The following is a 15,009-nucleotide window of genomic DNA, read 5'->3' on the forward strand; positions in this document are numbered from 1 at the left end:
ATGCGAGTAGGAATCGTAGGAGCCACCGGCCAAGTAGGCGGCGTCATGCGAGCCATTTTGGCCGAGCGGGCTCTCCCCATCGACGAGCTGCGCTTGTTCGCATCGGCCCGCTCAGCCGGCCGCAAGATCGGCTGGAACGGATCCGAAATCACCGTCGAGGATGCCGCCGAAGCCGACTTCGCCGGTCTCGATATCGCCCTCTTCTCCGCAGGCAAGACCACCTCGCGGGCCATCTCCGAGCGTGTCGCCTCGCAAGGCCCGACGGTCATCGACAATTCGTCTGCCTGGCGCATGGACCCCGATGTTCCGCTCGTGGTGCCCGAAGTGAATGCCAAGGAGGTGTTCAACGCGCCGAAGGGGATCATCGCCAATCCCAACTGCACGACGATGGCGGCGATGCCCGTGCTGGCGCCACTGCACGCCGAGGCCGGCTTGGTCTCGATGGTGGCGGCCACCTACCAGGCGGTGTCCGGCGCTGGCCTGGCAGGTGTGGACGAGCTGGACCAGGCGCTGTCGGCAACGAGGGAGGGTGCTGCTGCGCTCACCTACGACGGCGAAGCTGTCAGCCATCCCGCGCCCGACAAGTTTCCAGGTCCGATCGCGCACAACGTGCTGGCACAGGCGGGCGGCTTCGTCGACGACGGCACCGGCGAGACCGACGAGGAGCAGAAGCTCCGCTTCGAGAGCCGCAAGATCCTCGGCATTCCCGGCTTGGAGGTCTCGGGCACGTGCGTGCGCGTGCCGGTGTTCACGGGGCATTCGCTGGCGCTGAACCTGCGCTTCGAGCGGCCGATCTCCCCCGAGCGGGCCACCGAGCTGCTGGCGGAAGCGCCAGGCGTCGAGCTGGCCGACGTGCCGACGCCGCTCGAAGCGGCAGGACGCGACCCGTCCTATGTGGGCCGCATCCGCCGCGACCTCACGGTCGAGCACGGCTTGGCGCTGTTCGTGGTGGGCGACAACCTCCGCAAGGGCGCAGCGCTCAACGCTGTTCAGATCGCCGAGGTGCTCTCGGCGACCTGAGACACAGTGCCGAGGTTCTCTCGGCCGGCTAGCTGCCGCGCACCACCACTTCGGCGCCCGGCACTTCGGGTTCGTCGTCGACGATCTCGGCCGGGAAGCCCGGTGCTGTGATCGTCCGGCCGGTGGCGTCCTCGAGGCGCCGGATGATGTTCGGCGACCATTCCCGCTCGCCGTAGCGAGCGGCGCCGTCGGCGAAGACGTCCACCAGTACGGGCGACAGCTCGAGCGGGATGCCGTGCTCCGCGGCGATGTCCGCGAACAGGCCGATGTCCTTGCAGACGAGGTCCATGGTGAAGTTGATGTCGCGCGAGCCGTTCAGGATGACCTGGCTCTCGGTCTCGTGCACGAACGAGTTGCCCGAGCTGATGCGGATGGCCTCGTACGCGGTTGCCAGGTCCATGCCGGCGGCGTCGGAGGTGACCAGCGCCTCGCACAGCGAGACGAGGTTCGCGGTGGCTAGGTAGTTGGTCACGACCTTGAGGATCGACGCGGAGCCGAGCGGGCCGGTGTGCAGGATCCGCCGTCCCATCGTGGTGAGCAGCGGCAGCATGGCGTCGAAGGTCGAGCGGTCGCCCCCGGCGAAGATGGCGATGTTGCCGGTGGCAGCCCTGTGGCAGCCGCCCGATACCGGGCAGTCGATGGCGGCCCCGCCGGCAGCCTCCACCTGGGCGCCGAGCCGGCGCACCTCGTGATGATCGGTGGTGCTCATCTCGGCCCAGATCTTCGGGGCCGGCGCCTTGCTCGCGGCGAAACCGGCCAGCACGCCGTGGTCGGCTTCGAGCACAACCGCAGAAGCAGCAGGGGAGGGCAGGCAAGTGATCACCACGTCACAGCGTTCGGCCAGCTCCGCGCCCGAGGCAGCCGTCGAAGCCCCCGCATCCAGAAACGGCGCCATCGCCTCAGGGTCCAGATCGCGCACCACAAGCTCGACCCCGTTGCGCAACAAAGACCCCGCCAGCTTGCCGCCCACATTGCCAAGCCCAACAAACCCCACGCGCTGCGCGGTAGCCGACCCGGGAGGTACCTCAGCCATAACGCAAGTATCCGCCGCCCGCTACCCAGAGCGCGTACGCACCGAGACTCTGCGCCACCCGTTGTCGAGAGCGCAGGCGGAGCCTGCGCTCTCTGTTGTTGCGAGCGAGGGGCGAAGCCCTTCGAGCTCGCACTAGACGTCAGTAGCGCAGCGCGGCGCGGGACCGGTAGCTTCAGCCGGAGCGATCAGCCACCCGATCGCAAACGGGCAGTGGCGCAGGTTGGTAGCGCGCTTCGTTCGGGACGAAGAGGTCGTGGGTTCAAATCCCGCCTGCCCGACTGTATTTTGCGAGCACGAAGCTTCGCCGTGCTCGCGACAATAGAAATGCTCGAAGGGCTTCGCCCCACGCTCGCAACAACAGAAAAGTACGAAGGGTTTCGCCCCTCGCTCGTCGCTGGGCTAGTTGGTTGTCGCCGTGTCGCGGTGCAGCAGCTCGTGCGCCGTGCGACGAAGCAGCAGCGGGTTCAGCGGCTTGACCAGCCAGGCATCGGCCTCTGAGCGCCGGGCCAGGAACTCGTCTGCCTCCCGGTCGACCAGCATCAGCACGGGCACCCGCGGCAGCCGGCCCATGCCGGATTCCAGCCGCAGGTCCAAGCAGGTGGCCATCCCGCCCATGTTGCCGATCTGGAAGTCCAGGATCACCAGGTCCGGGGTGCTGGATTGCACCGCCGGCCGGACGTCGTGCCCGGAGCGAACGACCCGGAACGTGACATCGCCGCTGGCGAGCGCAGCCGCCACCTCTTCGACCACCCAGTCGGCGTCTGTGGCCAGCAACACCTCGGTCACGGGCCGCAGGGTAATGGCGCGAGCCAGCCCATCTGCCACTGACGTCGTGCCGGCACTCGCATCGGGCCGGAACCGCACCGCTCGGGGACGCTCCTAGAGTTCGGGCCGATCACTTCTCAGGGAGATTGGGTGCACGTACGACGGACTCGCCGCCGGCCGCTTGCGCGTCTCGCAGCAGGAGTGCTGCTGCTGGTGGCCTTTGGAGGCCTCGTTGCGGGGCCTGCGTCGGCTCACGACGAACCGGGCGCCCACGACGGCGAGACCGAGACTCCCGCGCCCGCCGGCGACGGCTCTCCCCGCCTGATCGTGGTGGTGGAGGTCAACGGGCTCATCGATCCGATCATGTCGTCGTACATCCGGCGGCAGATCACCATCGCCGAGGGACGGCACGCCATCGGTGTGGTGCTGCACATGGACAGCGCAGGCACCACGCTCGACGACGAAGCGCTCGTGAATCTGCTCGACAACGTGCGGCTCGCGCACGTGCCGGTGGGGGTCTGGGTCGGCCCGAGCGGTGCGCAAGCGCTCGGCGGCGCAGCTCACCTCGTCACCACGGCCGACTTCGCGGCGATCGCGCCGGGCGGCCGCATTGGCGACTTCACCGCGGTGCAGGGTCTCACTCATGCTCATGGTTCTCCGTTCACTTCGGAAAAGGTGCATCGTCACGACGACGACGGCCTGCACTCGGGTCCGAGCGTCCGCTACTTCAGTGCGGATGTCGCGATGGGCGCGGGTTTGACACACAGCACGGCGCCCACGATCGGCGAGTTCATCTTCGCCCTGTCTGACGACGGTTACCTGCCGCCGATCACGCAGGAGGTCACCGGCGACGACGGTGTGGTGCGGCGCGCTCCGGCTCCCGACGTCGTCGTGTCGTTTGTGAGCTTGCCGCTGATCGACGGCCTGTTCCACACGGCTGCGAGCCCGGCGATCACCTACCTGCTGCTGCTCGCAGCGCTGTCGATGCTGCTGCTCGACTTCTACACGGGCGGCATCGGCGTCGCGGCGGCGGTCGGGGCGGTGTGCGGGCTCCTGGCGGCGTTTGGCCTCGGGACGCTCGACATCCGCCCGTGGGCGCTGGTGCTGGTCGTCGTGGCGTTTGTGGCGTTTGCCATCGACATCCAGGCGGGCGTGCCGCGCTTCTGGACGGCCGTCGGGGGCGTCTTGGCGCTGGTCGGCTCGTTGGGGCTGTTCGGCCAGCACTCGATGAGCTGGATCCCGCTGCTCGTCGGTCTTGTCGGGGTGGGAGTGTTTGTGCTGTCAGGCATGCCGGCGCTGGTGCGGACCCGCTACGGCACCGCCACCGTCGGCCGCGAGTGGATGATCGGAGCCGACGGAACGGCGGTGACTGATATCGATCCCGATGGCACGGTCGAGGTGCACGGCGCCCGGTGGCGTGCCCGGGTCAACCGGCTGACTCCGCTGGAGGCGGGGGAACCGCTGCGTGTCAGCGGGTTGAGCGGGGTCGTGCTCGAGGTGGAGCCGCTCGAGGGAGCCGCAGTGGACTATCGAGAGATGCGCCGAAAACGGGGTGAATCGACGGTTTCCGAAACCGAATGAGATTTCGTTTAACTCTTGTCAAGCGCTTTTCTGTCCTCTAGTGTCCCCCCCGACAAGGGGGACATATGAGCGCTTTGCTGGTCGATGAGTGGCAGGACAAGGCAGCTTGTCGAGGACCTCAGGCGGCGGTTTTCTTCCCGCCACCCCGCACCGAGCGGCGCGATGAAAAGGCTGAGCGCGAGGCTCGGGCCAAGTCCATCTGCGGCCAGTGCTCGGTGGTGACCGACTGTCTGGAACATGCGCTGGACGTCGGTGAGGCCCACGGCATCTGGGGCGGTCGCAACGAGATCGAGCGCCGCAACATGCTGCTCCTGCGCACCAACGGCATCTAGCAACACCCCGCGTCCCGACGGGCGCGGCACACCGACCAGTTCACGGCTGCACGCGGCGCTCTCCCGCTCAACAATCGTTTATTCAGATGCCTGGGGCATTCGCGGCCCGGCGATGCGCAGGTCCCCCCGCCGGCGCGTCACGCCCGTCCGGTCCAGGTAGCCCACCAGCGGCAGCGCGTACTTGCGGGTCGTGCCGAGTGCTTCGCGGATCTCTGCCACGGTGACGCCGTCAGGCTGACCGGCCAGCAGTGCCGCAATCTGCTCCGCTGCGCCCTCGACTGCCGCAGCGGCGAACCAGATGCCGTCTGCGTGAATCAAGTCTCCCCGGCGGGCCAGCGCCAGCAGTTCTTGCTGGGTGACACCGCTCGGCTCAGGCGGCGAGAACGGAGACGCTGCGAGCGCTGCGATGACGGGATGGTCGGCCAGGACATCAGCAGCATCGGCCTGCCGGGCACGACCGGCATCGACCGCGATCCCGTCCAGCGTCTCGATCGCCAGTCGCTGGCGTTCGTCCAGCCCGGCCATGTCCAACCCCAGCGGTCCGGCGCCTGCGACCTGTTCTCGCAGCTCGTCGAGCAAGGCGTCCACGAGTTCGGGCGGTGCAACCCAGTCGCCCAAGACGGGCTCGAAGCGCTGCCCGGTGAGGCGCTCGAGCTGTGTCGTCTTCGCCCAGCCGCGCTCGGCGAGCATGCGTTCGGGACGGGCGTCTGGCTTGGCGACCGAGGCTCGCAGCTGCGGATCGGGGTCGAGCACGGTGCCGCCGCCGATGGTTTGGCCCCGGCCGAAGTCCCGCAGCACGAAGCGGTCTCCCAGCACGAGCGGCAGCGCGACCGGCAGGTGCAGCCGGGCGTATCCGGTCTCGCCGGGGGCGATGCGCTCAGGACCGAGCACGCGCAGACGCACCGGCCATTCGCCCGACCCGAGGTACAGGGCGTAGGCGCCCCGCCGGGTCACATCGCTGCCGAGGCTGTCGAGCACGGTCAGCTCCACATCCACGCTGCGGGTGTGATGCCACTGGTCGGATCGCACGAGCGCGATGCCGCGTCCCAGGTCGTCGGCGTCGACGCCGGTGAGATTGAGCGCGACACGATGTCCCGGACCGATGCGCTCAACGGCCGTGCTCTGGGTCTGGATCGCCCGCACCCGCGCCGCCCGGCCGCCGGGCGCCGTGCGCAGCGCGTCGCCGGCCGAGATGCTGCCGCCCGCGAGCGTGCCGGTCACGATCCGCCCCGCCCCGGTCGCGGCGAATGACCGGTCGATCCACAGGCGGGGCCGGTCGCGGTCGGCTGCGGTGGGCGTGGCAGCGCACAGGTCGTCGAGCGCGCCGCGCAGCTCGTCCAGCCCGGTGCCGTCGATGGCATCTGTTGCGACCACCGGTGCGTCAGCCAGGAACGTGCCCTCGACGTGGTCGGCGATGTCGAGACGGGCCAGTTCGGCGAGTTCGTCGTCGACCAAGCCGATCTGGCTGAGCACCACGACGCCGTGGGAGATGCCGAGCAGTTCCAGGATCGCCAGGTGCTCGGCCGACTGCGGTTTCCAGCCTTCCGGCGCTGCCACCACGAACAGGGAGGCGTCCACCGCTCCCACGCCGGCCAGCATGTTCTTCACGAAGCGGATGTGCCCGGGCACGTCCACGAAGCTGACCTGCCGGCCCGACGGCAGCGTGCAGAACGCGAAGCCGAGGTCGATGGTGAGCCCGCGCTCCTTCTCCTCGGCCAGCCGGTCAGGGTCGGTGCCGGTGAGGGCGCGCACCAGCGTCGACTTGCCGTGGTCCACGTGACCTGCGGTGCCGACGATGTGCACGCCGCCAGCTTGCCCCGCCCGGACGACGAGCGTGCGCGGACCGGCGCCTGTTCGTCGCGCCGCCATTACTTCCCGCTCTTGTTCGCTGCGCTCACGGGCCGCTCGGGCCACGGCTTCGCCATCCGGCTCAGCCTCTGGGTGTCGAACCGCCCGACCGTCACCTCGGCAGCAAAATCGACTTGTGTATCCTGCCGGTGCGGCCGTAAGGTCGCTGGTGGAGCTAGACGGAATCGAACCGTCCGAGGCCAGGTTTCAGGTCGGCTCGCCGCACCAGCGGTAGCCCCACGAGAGCCGCACTCTTCGGGGTGCGGCTCTCGTCATGCTGGCAGACAGAACGCCAGCAACTTCTGTGAATGTCTGATCTCACGCAGGCGCGCGTCGATGCAGCCTGCGGGTCAGAAGCCGTAGGGCTCTACTGCTGGCTGAGCGCGTGGCGGACGGCAGCCGCCACGACGGTGTCGTCGGCGGGGTCAACCGTGCGCAGGTCGAGCACGGTGGTCTGCTCGTTGACACGAGCGATCACCGGCGGATCGAACGCTCGCAGCGCAGCCGCGTAGTCGCCGTCGAGCTCGATGCCGGCTGACGGGATCTCCTGGCCGGGCAGCGACCCGGCACCGGCCAGTGCCGTCGTTTGCGACGGTCGGCCCACGCCGAGCGCCTCGGCTCGCTGGGCCAGCTCCTCGACCGGCACCCGGGCCATGCGCCAGAACGGGATCGCGTCAGCATCGCGGCGCAGGTAGGCCAGTGCCACCGATTGCAGCGCGTCCAGCACCAGCGATCCGGGCCGGAAGGCCCGCATCAGCGGGTGCGCCGCGCAGGCTGCGATCAGGTCGGCCCGGCCGCAGATGATCCCGGCCTGAGGCCCGCCCATGAGCTTGTCGCCCGAGAACGTCACCAGCGCCGCGCCCGCTGCCAGTGTCTGGCGGGCACCCGGCTCACCGGCCAGCCAGTCGGGGCGCTGCCCCAGCCAATCGCAGCGTTCATCCAGCAGGCCCGAGCCCAGGTCGGACACCACCGGCGGCCCGATCTCCGCGAGGTCCGCCACGTCGGCTTCCTCGGTGAAGCCGGTGATGCGGTAGTTGGACGGGTGCACCTTCAGCAGCAGTGCCACGTCGTCCCGCTCGGCGGCGGCTTGGTAGTCGGCGGCACGGGTGCGGTTGGTGGTGCCCACCTCCACGAGCCGTGCGCCTGACTGCTCCATCACCTCGGGCACCCGGAAGCCGCCGCCGATCTCCACGAGCTCGCCGCGCGACACGGTCACGCCGCGGTCACGGGCCAGGGCCGCCAGCACGAGCGTCACTGCGGCAGCGCAGTTGTTGACCACGAGCGCCGCCTCGGCCCCCGTCAGCGTTGCCAGCAGCAGTGACGCGTGCGTCGTACGCGAGCCGCGCCGACCCGATGCCAAGTCGAACTCCAGGTTGCTGAACCGCACCGGGCTGCTATCAGCCTCCGAACTGGACAGCGATCGACTGTGTTGATTCCCGAGCGGAGCGCGGCCGAGATTCGTGTGCAGCAAGACGCCGGTCGCGTTGACCGCAGGCCCCAGCAGGCTGCGGCGAAGCCGGTGCGCTTCGTCGACCGCCGAGTCGGGGTCGCCGGCGGCGATGGCCGTCCGGGCCGCGATGACCAGCAGCGGGTGCGGCAGGCCCACGTCCGCAATCCGCAACGCCAGATCGTTCACCGACGGCGGCCTCATCGCCCCGACTCGCTTCAGCCGCGGCGAGCGCTCAGCGTGACGGGGATGGGCCCGTCCATGCGAGCGGTGCAGGTGCCCATGTCCACCGGCGGGCAGATCTCGGTCACCAGCCGCTCGGTGATCGCCTCGAACACGCCCGCCGCCAGCCCGCCTGGCCCATTGCCAGTCACCGGCTCGCCGGAGTCGCCGCCAGCAGACACGGCCGGCTCCAGCGGGATCGAGCCCAGCAGCGGCACGCCCAGATCGGCCGCCAGGCGCTCGCCGCCGCCCTCGCCGAAGAACGACCAGCGCTGTCCGTCGGGTGCGGTGAACGCACCCATGTTCTCCACCACGCCCACGATCGGCATGTGGCTGCGACGGGCCATGTCGGCCACGCGCACCGCCACCTTCTGTGCGCTCAGCGCAGGCGTGGTCACCACCAGCATCTCGGCTTGGGGCAGCAGGCGGGCGAGCGCCATCTGCACATCGCCGGTGCCGGGCGGCATGTCGATGAGCAGGTAGTCCAGCTCACCCCAGTCCACGTCGTGCAGGAACTGCTCCACGGCCTTGGCGAGCATAAGACCCCGCCACATCAGGGCGGTTTCCTCGGTTTCCACCAGCAGCCCGGTCGAGACCACCTTCAGCAGGCCCTCGCCGGCAGGGCGTTCGTCGGGCACGATCTTGCCCCGCTCCTCGCCGTCGGCCGGGGGGCGGGCGCCGAGGCGGCCTTCCATGCCGAGCATCCGGGGGATGCTGAACCCCCAGATGTCTGCGTCCAGCACGCCCACGATGAAGCCGCGTGCGGCCAGCGCTGCAGCCAGGTTCACCGTCACCGACGACTTGCCCACGCCGCCCTTGCCGGACGCCACGGCCAGCACCCGTGTGCTGGCGTGCACCTGCGTCGGCGCGGCGTTGTCGCGCGCGGTGCGCCGGGCTCGTTCCATCACCCGGGCCTTCTCGGCGGCGTTCAGCTCGTCCCAGTGCAGCCGTACGTTCTCGATGCCTGCCAGCCCGGCCACCCGCGTCTCGCAGTCTCGCTTGATGGTGGCGCGCAGCGGGCAGCCGGCGGTGGTCAATGCCACGGTCACGTGCCCGGTGGTGCCTTCGCGGTAGGCGTTGCGCACCATGCCCAGGTCGACGATGTTGTCGCCCAGCTCGGGGTCCATGACGCCCCGCAGGATGGCGATCATCGCCTCGTCATTCGCCGGAGCATCGGTGGGCGCGCTCACGGAGCGCAGGGTAATGGCGCTGCGTGCAGGCCCACGAGTCGGTGCATCCGGTGGCCCCGCGGCCGGGCCCGCCGGGCAGCATCTGCGCACGGCGCTCGCCGGTGCAATGGGGCCAGATGGCACTAGCATCGGTCTCAGAACGTTTGCCCCTGTGGGGCTGATTCGGGAGTCGCTGTTGTGATCACCCTGACCGATACCGCCGCTGAGAAGGTCCAGGAACTCATCACCCAGGAGTTGTCCGAGGCCGGTGGCGAGACCGAGTTGGCGCTGCGCGTCGCCGTCCGGCCGGGCGGCTGCTCGGGCTTCAGCTACGAGATGTTCTTCGACTCCGAGGTCGCCAACGACGACATGTCGCACGCGTATGGCGACATCAAGGTGGTGTCCGATCCAATGAGCGCCCAGTTGCTCGAAGGTGCCACGCTTGACTTCACCGACGGCTTGATGGGCTCGGGCTTCGCGATCGACAACCCGAACGCGCAGCGCACCTGCGGCTGCGGCAACTCGTTCAGCTGAGCCGCCCCGAGTCCAAGCCAGTACTGCCCGAGCCTGAGCCGGCCCGGGCATCGGCGCTCACCGGCGACACACTCCAGTTCACCGTCGACGGCCGCGCCGTCGAGGTTCCCGACAACGGCGACACCCTGCTCGGCGTGCTGCGCGACCGCCTCGGCATCGAAGCGGTGCTCGACGGCTGCAGCCCGCAGGGCCAGTGTGGCTGCTGCACCGTGCTGGTCGACGACGCACCCCGCGTGGCCTGCGTCACCCCTGCCCGCCGGGTGGCCGGACGCCACGTCACCACTGCCGCCGGCCTGAGTGCCGCAGAGCAACAGCGATGGTCTGACGCATTCCTCGCCTGCGGCGCAACCCAATGCGGCTTCTGCACCCCAGGCATCGTCTGCCGGTTCGTAGGCCACGAACGCCGCGGCGCCGACCTCTCCGATCGCACCACGGTCGACAAAGCCCTGGCCGCGCACCTCTGCCGCTGCACCGGCTGGCAGACCATCCGAGAAGCAGCGGCGCACGCCGCCGCGCTGTCGCCCCAAGCTTCAGTGCGCGATCCCGCGGCCACTGCCGCCGCTCCGCCCGTGCGCGATGCCGCTGCCCCCGTCGCCGCACCCCGGTCTGCGGATGCGACGGACCGCGATCCCGACGCAGCAGCCCGCCGCGCGTCGATCGAGACCGGCGGCCCCCAGCGGTCGGTGCCCGGCAGCGTCCTCGGCGGGTTCGACTTCGGTGCCGACGGCGCACCGCCAGGCACGCTCACCGCCATCGCCGGCCCGACTGGCGATTGGCACACAGCCGAGAGCCTGACCGAAGCCCGCCGCCAAGCCGGCAAAGTGCAAGGCCGCCGAACCACCCTCGAACCCACCCCACCCATCGAGATCCCCGAGCCCCCGCCCGGCACCGAATGGGCCGTCCAGCTCGCCACCTGCTGGACCGAACCCGCCTACCTAGAAACCGACGCCGCCTGGTGCGAACCCGGCGGCAACCCGTCCGATCCCTTGGCAAACGGCGGAGCCTTCGGCGGCAAAGCCACATCACCAGTCCGCGACGAGGCACGGCAGCTCGCCGCCGACCTCGACCAACCAGTCCGTGTCCTCTGGTCAAGAGAAGACACCGTCCGCCGCGGCCCCAAGCGCCCACCCCTAGCAGCAGGCCTGCGCACCGACGGCACCGGCATCATCCGAATAGCCCGCACCCCCGGCGCAGCCCAACTCCTCCATTCGGTACTGCCCCAAGCCAAGATCGAGGAAGTCGACATCCCGGGCCCCCCAACGTCGACCCAGCTGCGCGCCGCGGTCTGGGCCGAAGCCCAGATGCTGGCCGCAGCCCTGCAGTGCCTGCAAGCCGGCAATCCGCCAAGAGCCACCACGGCCACCGTCGAGGTCACGTCACCCGAAGGCGCCAAAGCAAGCGCCACAGTCAGCCCAGACGGCATCGAAGTGCACATCGAAGCCGGCAAGCCCCTCGACGAGATCACATTGCGCAGCTACGCAATAGGCGCCACCCACATGGCCTGGAGCTGGGTCACCTCCGAGTCACTCACAGTCGACCCCAAACGCGAAGTCCAAGACCTCACGATCCGCAGCTTCGGAATAGCCCGCTCAGCCAACACCCCCCACATCAACGTGTCGATCGAGTCCTCGCAAAGGCCACCAGTCGCCGCAGGCAACGCCGCATTCGCAGCAGTAGCAGCAGCCACCTGGCTAACCCGCGGAGCTCCACCCCACCTCCCCACCGACTAGCGGCACGCAAGCAGCACAGCGCAAGAGGCATGGGACGGGGCGGCGTGCCCGCGCGCAGTTATGAAGCGCCCCCAAGCCACGCCCAGCAAGCGCAGAAGGCGCTTCATCTGTTTGAAGCACGGGTGCGCTGCCCCGTCCCATGCCGCCCGACGACTTGAGCAAAGCAAGGAAGCCCCACCCCGTCCCATGCCGCCCGACCAAGAAGCGACTGCGAGCGCTAGCGTCAGCCAGCGATGGCTGAACCAGCAATTGACAAACTCCGCCGCCTAGTAGCCGCCGAAAACGGACTCTGCACCTTCGCCTGCCTAGACGGCAGCGGAGCACCCCACGTGTCCATCATCAACGCCGGCGTCATGGATCACCCCGTGACCGGCGAGACCAGCGTCGCCTGCGTCGTAAGGGCTAACGCCCGCAAGGCACGCCTGCTGCGCAGCGACCCGCGAGCCGCAATCGCGTTCCGGCACCGCTGGGACTGGGTGGCTACCCACGGCACAGCGCAGCTCATCGGCTTGGACGACCCCACCGAGGGCGTCAGCGATGCCGACATCCCCGAGCTGCTGCGAGACGTGTTCCGCTCGGCGGGCGGCACGCACGAAGACTGGGACACCTACGACCGGGTCATGGCCGCCGAGCGTCGCCTGGCGATCTTCGTCTCGCTGGATCACATCACGTCCAACACCGGCAGCATCACCTGAGCGCTGCAGCAGAAGGGAAGTGCCAGATGGCCGCACCCGTCGCTCACTATTCCAAGTGGTACCGAGCGGGCGATTTCGTCTTCGTCTCGGGCCAGATCGGCCTGCGTGACGGAGCGCTCGTCGAAGGCGTCGAGGCGCAAGCACGTGAGGTGCTCGCGAACGTCGCTGAGGCGCTGGCCGAGGCAGGCGGCGGATTCGACGACGTCGTCAAGTGCCTCGTGTTCATGACCGACATCGGCAATTTCTCGCTGATCAACTCGATCTACGCCGAGGCCTTCGGCGAGCACCGCCCTGCCAGAAGCGCCATCGGCGTGGCAGCGCTGCCGCTCGGCGCCGAGGTCGAGATCGAGGCCATCGCCTTCCTGCCCGAATAGCAGCCAACTACGCTTCGAGTCATGGCCGGCGCCATCGTCATAGTGATCGTGCTCCTGCTGAGCCCCTTCATCATCACGATCTCGCTCGCAGCAGTGGCAGCAGCCCTCGGCAAGCTCCTCACCGACGACGCCGAGAAGCGCCACGAAGGCAGCTCCCTCGTAGAAACCAACTTCTGACGACTAGCGCCAGCGATACGTCCCCAGCCGATAGCCAACCGAGCGAACCGTCTGTATCAAGTCGGCATTCTCCTCGCCCAGCTTCGCCCGCAGCCGCCGGATATGAACATCCACGGTCCGCGCCCCGCCGTAGTACTCGTACCCCCACACCTGGTTCAGCAACGCCTCGCGCGTGAACACCCGCCCGGGCTGCGATGCCAGGAAGCGCAGCAGCTCGTACTCCATGTAGGTGAGGTCGAGCGGGCGCTCGTCCACGACGGCTTCGTAGGTGTCGAGGTTGATGCGCAGCGGCCCGTACGTGATGATCTCGGTGGATCCGTCGCCCGAGCCCGCGGCCAGATGCGCCAGCCGGGCTTCGAGTTCGCGCGGGTGAAACGGGTCCAGGCAGAAGTCGTCGAACAGCTCGTCACGCATCGTCAGCTCGTCGAGGGCGTTGCCGCGCACCAGCAGCAGCACGGCCGTGCTGGCACTTTCTCGCAGCGATTGAGCCACCGCCCATGCTGCGTCGGTGCCGTCACCCGTGCCGCTGTCGAGACGGATGATTGCCCCCGTCCACCCCTCGGACGGAGCATCGGCGGTCACTTCAGCAGCGTCGGCCACCGGCTTCCAGGCGTAGCCGCCGAGGTCCAGGAACTGTGCCAGCTCGGGGCTCACGGTTCCGGGATGGACGGCGTACATGCCCAAAGTCAAACTGCAGCGAAGTAATTGTCCAACTCGAATTGAGTCACCTGGGCCTGATAGGCCGACCATTCGCGGCGCTTGTTGCGCAGGAACCAGCGGAACAGGTGCTGACCCAGCGTCTCGGCCACCAGCGCGCTGCCTTCCATCTCGTCGAGCGCTTCGTCCAGCGAGGCGGGCAGGTGATGGCCATAGGACGGGCCTCCGTGGTCGCTGTAGCCGGTGATCGACGGGGGAGTCTCAGGCGGCAGTTCGTAGCCCTGCTCGATGCCGGTCAGGCCCGCCGCCAGGATCACCGCAAAGGCGAGATAGGGGTTGCAGGCGGGGTCCGGTGCGCGGTACTCGACCCGTGTGGATTCCTCCCGCTCGGTGCGGGTCGGCGGCACCCGGATGAGCGCCGCGCGGTTGCTGCGTGCCCACGAGATCGCCACCGGTGCCTCGTACCCGGCGATCAGCCGCTTGTAGCTGTTGACGAGCTGGTTGGTGACTGCGGTGATCTCCCGCGCGTGGGTCAGCAGGCCCGCCACGAAGCCCCGTGCCACGTCGGAGAGTCCGTCGGCGGCGCTGGGGTCGCTGAAGGCGTTGCGTCCTTCGGAGAACAGCGACAGGTGGGTGTGCATGCCGGAGCCCTGCACGCCGGCGAGCGGCTTGGGCATGAAGGTGGCGTGCACGCCGTGCTCGAAGGCGATCTCGCGCACCAGCAGCCGGAAGGTCATCACGCTGTCGGCCATGGTGAGCGCGTCGGCATAGCGCAGGTCGATCTCGTGCTGCGAGGGGGCATCCTCGTGGAACGAGTACTCGACGGGGATTCCCATGGTCTCGAGCGCGCTCAGCGTGCGATGGCGAATGTCCGACGCGATGTCAGCAGTGGTGAGATCGAAGTAGCTGCCGCCGTCGAGCGGCACGGGTTGCCCGTCGACCCGATCTGGTTCGAACAGGAAGTACTCCATCTCGGGCGCCACATAGAACGTGTATCCCGCGGCGTGCGCCCGGTCCATGACCCGGCGCAGCACACCCCTGGGATCACCATCGAAGGGAGTGCCATCGGCGCCGGTGATGTCGCAGAACATGCGCGCCGAGATGTCCTCGCCGTTCTGGCCGCTGCGCGAGGCCATCAGCTCGAAGGTCTCGGGATCGGGCCGCGCCACCATGTCCGCCTCGGCGATGCGGCTGAAGCCCTCGATGGAGGAGCCGTCAAACACCATGCCCTGCTCGAAGGCCGTCTCGAGCTCGGCCGGCGAGATGGCGAACGACTTGAGCTGCCCGGCGACGTCGGTGAACCACAGGCGGATGAGTCGCACGCCGCGCTCGGTGACGCGGTGAAGCACGTAGTCCTGCGGTCGTTCACGACTCGAGATCGTCACGGCGGCCTCCCCTGGCCCGGGTGCCCTGAGGCAGTTGGCT

General features: G+C 68.9%; 15 protein-coding genes and 2 tRNA genes. 9 read left to right on the forward strand and 8 right to left on the reverse strand.

Going from position 1 to position 15,009, the window contains the following annotated elements; all coding sequences use genetic code 11:
- Positions 1–1,020: an aspartate-semialdehyde dehydrogenase gene (locus ACOGW9_RS08295; RefSeq protein WP_419910186.1), complete on the forward strand. Its 1,020-nt coding sequence runs from the start codon at positions 1–3 to the stop codon at positions 1,018–1,020.
- Between the two features lie 28 nt (positions 1,021–1,048).
- Here the strand turns inward: ACOGW9_RS08295 and ACOGW9_RS08300 are convergent, their stop codons facing one another.
- Positions 1,049–2,053: an NAD(P)-dependent oxidoreductase gene (locus ACOGW9_RS08300; RefSeq protein WP_419910188.1), complete on the reverse strand. Its 1,005-nt coding sequence runs from the start codon at positions 2,051–2,053 to the stop codon at positions 1,049–1,051.
- 204 nt (positions 2,054–2,257) lie between these two features.
- Here ACOGW9_RS08300 and ACOGW9_RS08305 point away from each other — a divergent pair.
- Positions 2,258–2,331, forward strand: a tRNA-Pro gene (locus ACOGW9_RS08305).
- A 121-nt stretch (positions 2,332–2,452) separates the two neighbouring features.
- Here the strand turns inward: ACOGW9_RS08305 and ACOGW9_RS08310 are convergent.
- A complete protein-coding gene (locus ACOGW9_RS08310) occupies positions 2,453–2,839 on the reverse strand; it encodes a response regulator (protein WP_419910190.1) in 387 nt (128 codons plus the stop codon).
- 129 nt (positions 2,840–2,968) lie between these two features.
- Here ACOGW9_RS08310 and ACOGW9_RS08315 point away from each other — a divergent pair, with 129 nt between their 5' ends.
- Complete coding sequence (locus ACOGW9_RS08315; protein WP_419910192.1) at positions 2,969–4,399, forward strand: NfeD family protein; 1,431 nt, start codon at positions 2,969–2,971, stop codon at positions 4,397–4,399.
- Positions 4,400–4,464: 65 nt separating this feature from the next.
- Entirely contained in the window at positions 4,465–4,731 is a 267-nt protein-coding gene (locus tag ACOGW9_RS08320; protein ID WP_419910193.1) for a WhiB family transcriptional regulator, read from the forward strand.
- Between the two features lie 78 nt (positions 4,732–4,809).
- On the opposite strand, the gene selB is transcribed toward ACOGW9_RS08320, so the two are convergent.
- The 4 genes from selB to ACOGW9_RS08340 form a co-directional block, all read right to left on the reverse strand.
- The gene (gene selB, locus ACOGW9_RS08325) at positions 4,810–6,600 is read right to left on the reverse strand and encodes a selenocysteine-specific translation elongation factor (RefSeq protein ID WP_419910195.1); all 1,791 of its coding nucleotides are present in this window, start codon (positions 6,598–6,600) and stop codon (positions 4,810–4,812) included.
- A 146-nt stretch (positions 6,601–6,746) separates the two neighbouring features.
- Positions 6,747–6,818, reverse strand: a tRNA-OTHER gene (locus tag ACOGW9_RS08330).
- A 128-nt stretch (positions 6,819–6,946) separates the two neighbouring features.
- Complete coding sequence (selA, locus tag ACOGW9_RS08335; protein ID WP_419910197.1) at positions 6,947–8,215, reverse strand: L-seryl-tRNA(Sec) selenium transferase; 1,269 nt, start codon at positions 8,213–8,215, stop codon at positions 6,947–6,949.
- 29 nt (positions 8,216–8,244) lie between these two features.
- Entirely contained in the window at positions 8,245–9,438 is a 1,194-nt protein-coding gene (locus tag ACOGW9_RS08340; protein ID WP_419910199.1) for an Mrp/NBP35 family ATP-binding protein, read from the reverse strand.
- A 177-nt stretch (positions 9,439–9,615) separates the two neighbouring features.
- Between ACOGW9_RS08340 and erpA the strand changes: the two genes are divergently transcribed.
- The 5 genes from erpA (at position 9,616) to ACOGW9_RS08365 (ending at position 12,927) form a co-directional block, all read left to right on the forward strand.
- Positions 9,616–9,951, forward strand: coding sequence for an iron-sulfur cluster insertion protein ErpA (gene erpA / locus ACOGW9_RS08345; RefSeq protein ID WP_419910201.1), 336 nt, complete (start codon positions 9,616–9,618; stop codon positions 9,949–9,951).
- A 134-nt stretch (positions 9,952–10,085) separates the two neighbouring features.
- Positions 10,086–11,681: a 2Fe-2S iron-sulfur cluster-binding protein gene (locus tag ACOGW9_RS08350; RefSeq protein WP_419910203.1), complete on the forward strand. Its 1,596-nt coding sequence runs from the start codon at positions 10,086–10,088 to the stop codon at positions 11,679–11,681.
- Between the two features lie 233 nt (positions 11,682–11,914).
- A complete protein-coding gene (locus tag ACOGW9_RS08355; RefSeq protein ID WP_419910205.1) occupies positions 11,915–12,376 on the forward strand; it encodes a pyridoxamine 5'-phosphate oxidase family protein in 462 nt (153 codons plus the stop codon).
- Positions 12,377–12,402: 26 nt separating this feature from the next.
- Positions 12,403–12,750, forward strand: a complete 348-nt coding sequence (locus tag ACOGW9_RS08360) for a RidA family protein (protein ID WP_419910207.1) — start codon at positions 12,403–12,405, stop codon at positions 12,748–12,750.
- Between the two features lie 21 nt (positions 12,751–12,771).
- Entirely contained in the window at positions 12,772–12,927 is a 156-nt protein-coding gene (locus ACOGW9_RS08365; RefSeq protein ID WP_419910209.1) for a hypothetical protein, read from the forward strand.
- A gap of 3 nt (positions 12,928–12,930) precedes the next feature.
- Here ACOGW9_RS08365 and ACOGW9_RS08370 read toward each other — a convergent pair whose 3' ends face one another.
- Positions 12,931–13,605: a winged helix-turn-helix transcriptional regulator gene (locus ACOGW9_RS08370; protein WP_419910211.1), complete on the reverse strand. Its 675-nt coding sequence runs from the start codon at positions 13,603–13,605 to the stop codon at positions 12,931–12,933.
- 8 nt (positions 13,606–13,613) lie between these two features.
- Positions 13,614–14,963, reverse strand: a complete 1,350-nt coding sequence (locus ACOGW9_RS08375; protein WP_419910304.1) for a glutamine synthetase family protein — start codon at positions 14,961–14,963, stop codon at positions 13,614–13,616.
- Positions 14,964–15,009 lie beyond the last annotated feature (46 nt).

This window comes from Candidatus Poriferisodalis sp. (assembly GCF_965203655.1).
Classification (GTDB): Bacteria; Actinomycetota; Acidimicrobiia; order Acidimicrobiales; family Poriferisodalaceae; genus Poriferisodalis.

Bases quoted from the DNA above. Each gene is read 5' to 3' on its own strand.
- ACOGW9_RS08295 (WP_419910186.1), top strand. From the start codon at position 1: ATGCGAGTAGGAATCGTAGGAGCCACCGGCCAAGTAGGCGGCGTCATG.
- ACOGW9_RS08300 (WP_419910188.1), bottom strand. From the start codon at position 2,053: ATGGCTGAGGTACCTCCCGGGTCGGCTACCGCGCAGCGCGTGGGGTTT.
- ACOGW9_RS08320 (WP_419910193.1), top strand. From the start codon at position 4,465: ATGAGCGCTTTGCTGGTCGATGAGTGGCAGGACAAGGCAGCTTGTCGA.
- selB (WP_419910195.1), bottom strand. From the start codon at position 6,600: ATGGCGGCGCGACGAACAGGCGCCGGTCCGCGCACGCTCGTCGTCCGG.
- ACOGW9_RS08355 (WP_419910205.1), top strand. From the start codon at position 11,915: ATGGCTGAACCAGCAATTGACAAACTCCGCCGCCTAGTAGCCGCCGAA.
- ACOGW9_RS08360 (WP_419910207.1), top strand. From the start codon at position 12,403: ATGGCCGCACCCGTCGCTCACTATTCCAAGTGGTACCGAGCGGGCGAT.
- ACOGW9_RS08365 (WP_419910209.1), top strand. From the start codon at position 12,772: ATGGCCGGCGCCATCGTCATAGTGATCGTGCTCCTGCTGAGCCCCTTC.
- ACOGW9_RS08370 (WP_419910211.1), bottom strand. From the start codon at position 13,605: ATGTACGCCGTCCATCCCGGAACCGTGAGCCCCGAGCTGGCACAGTTC.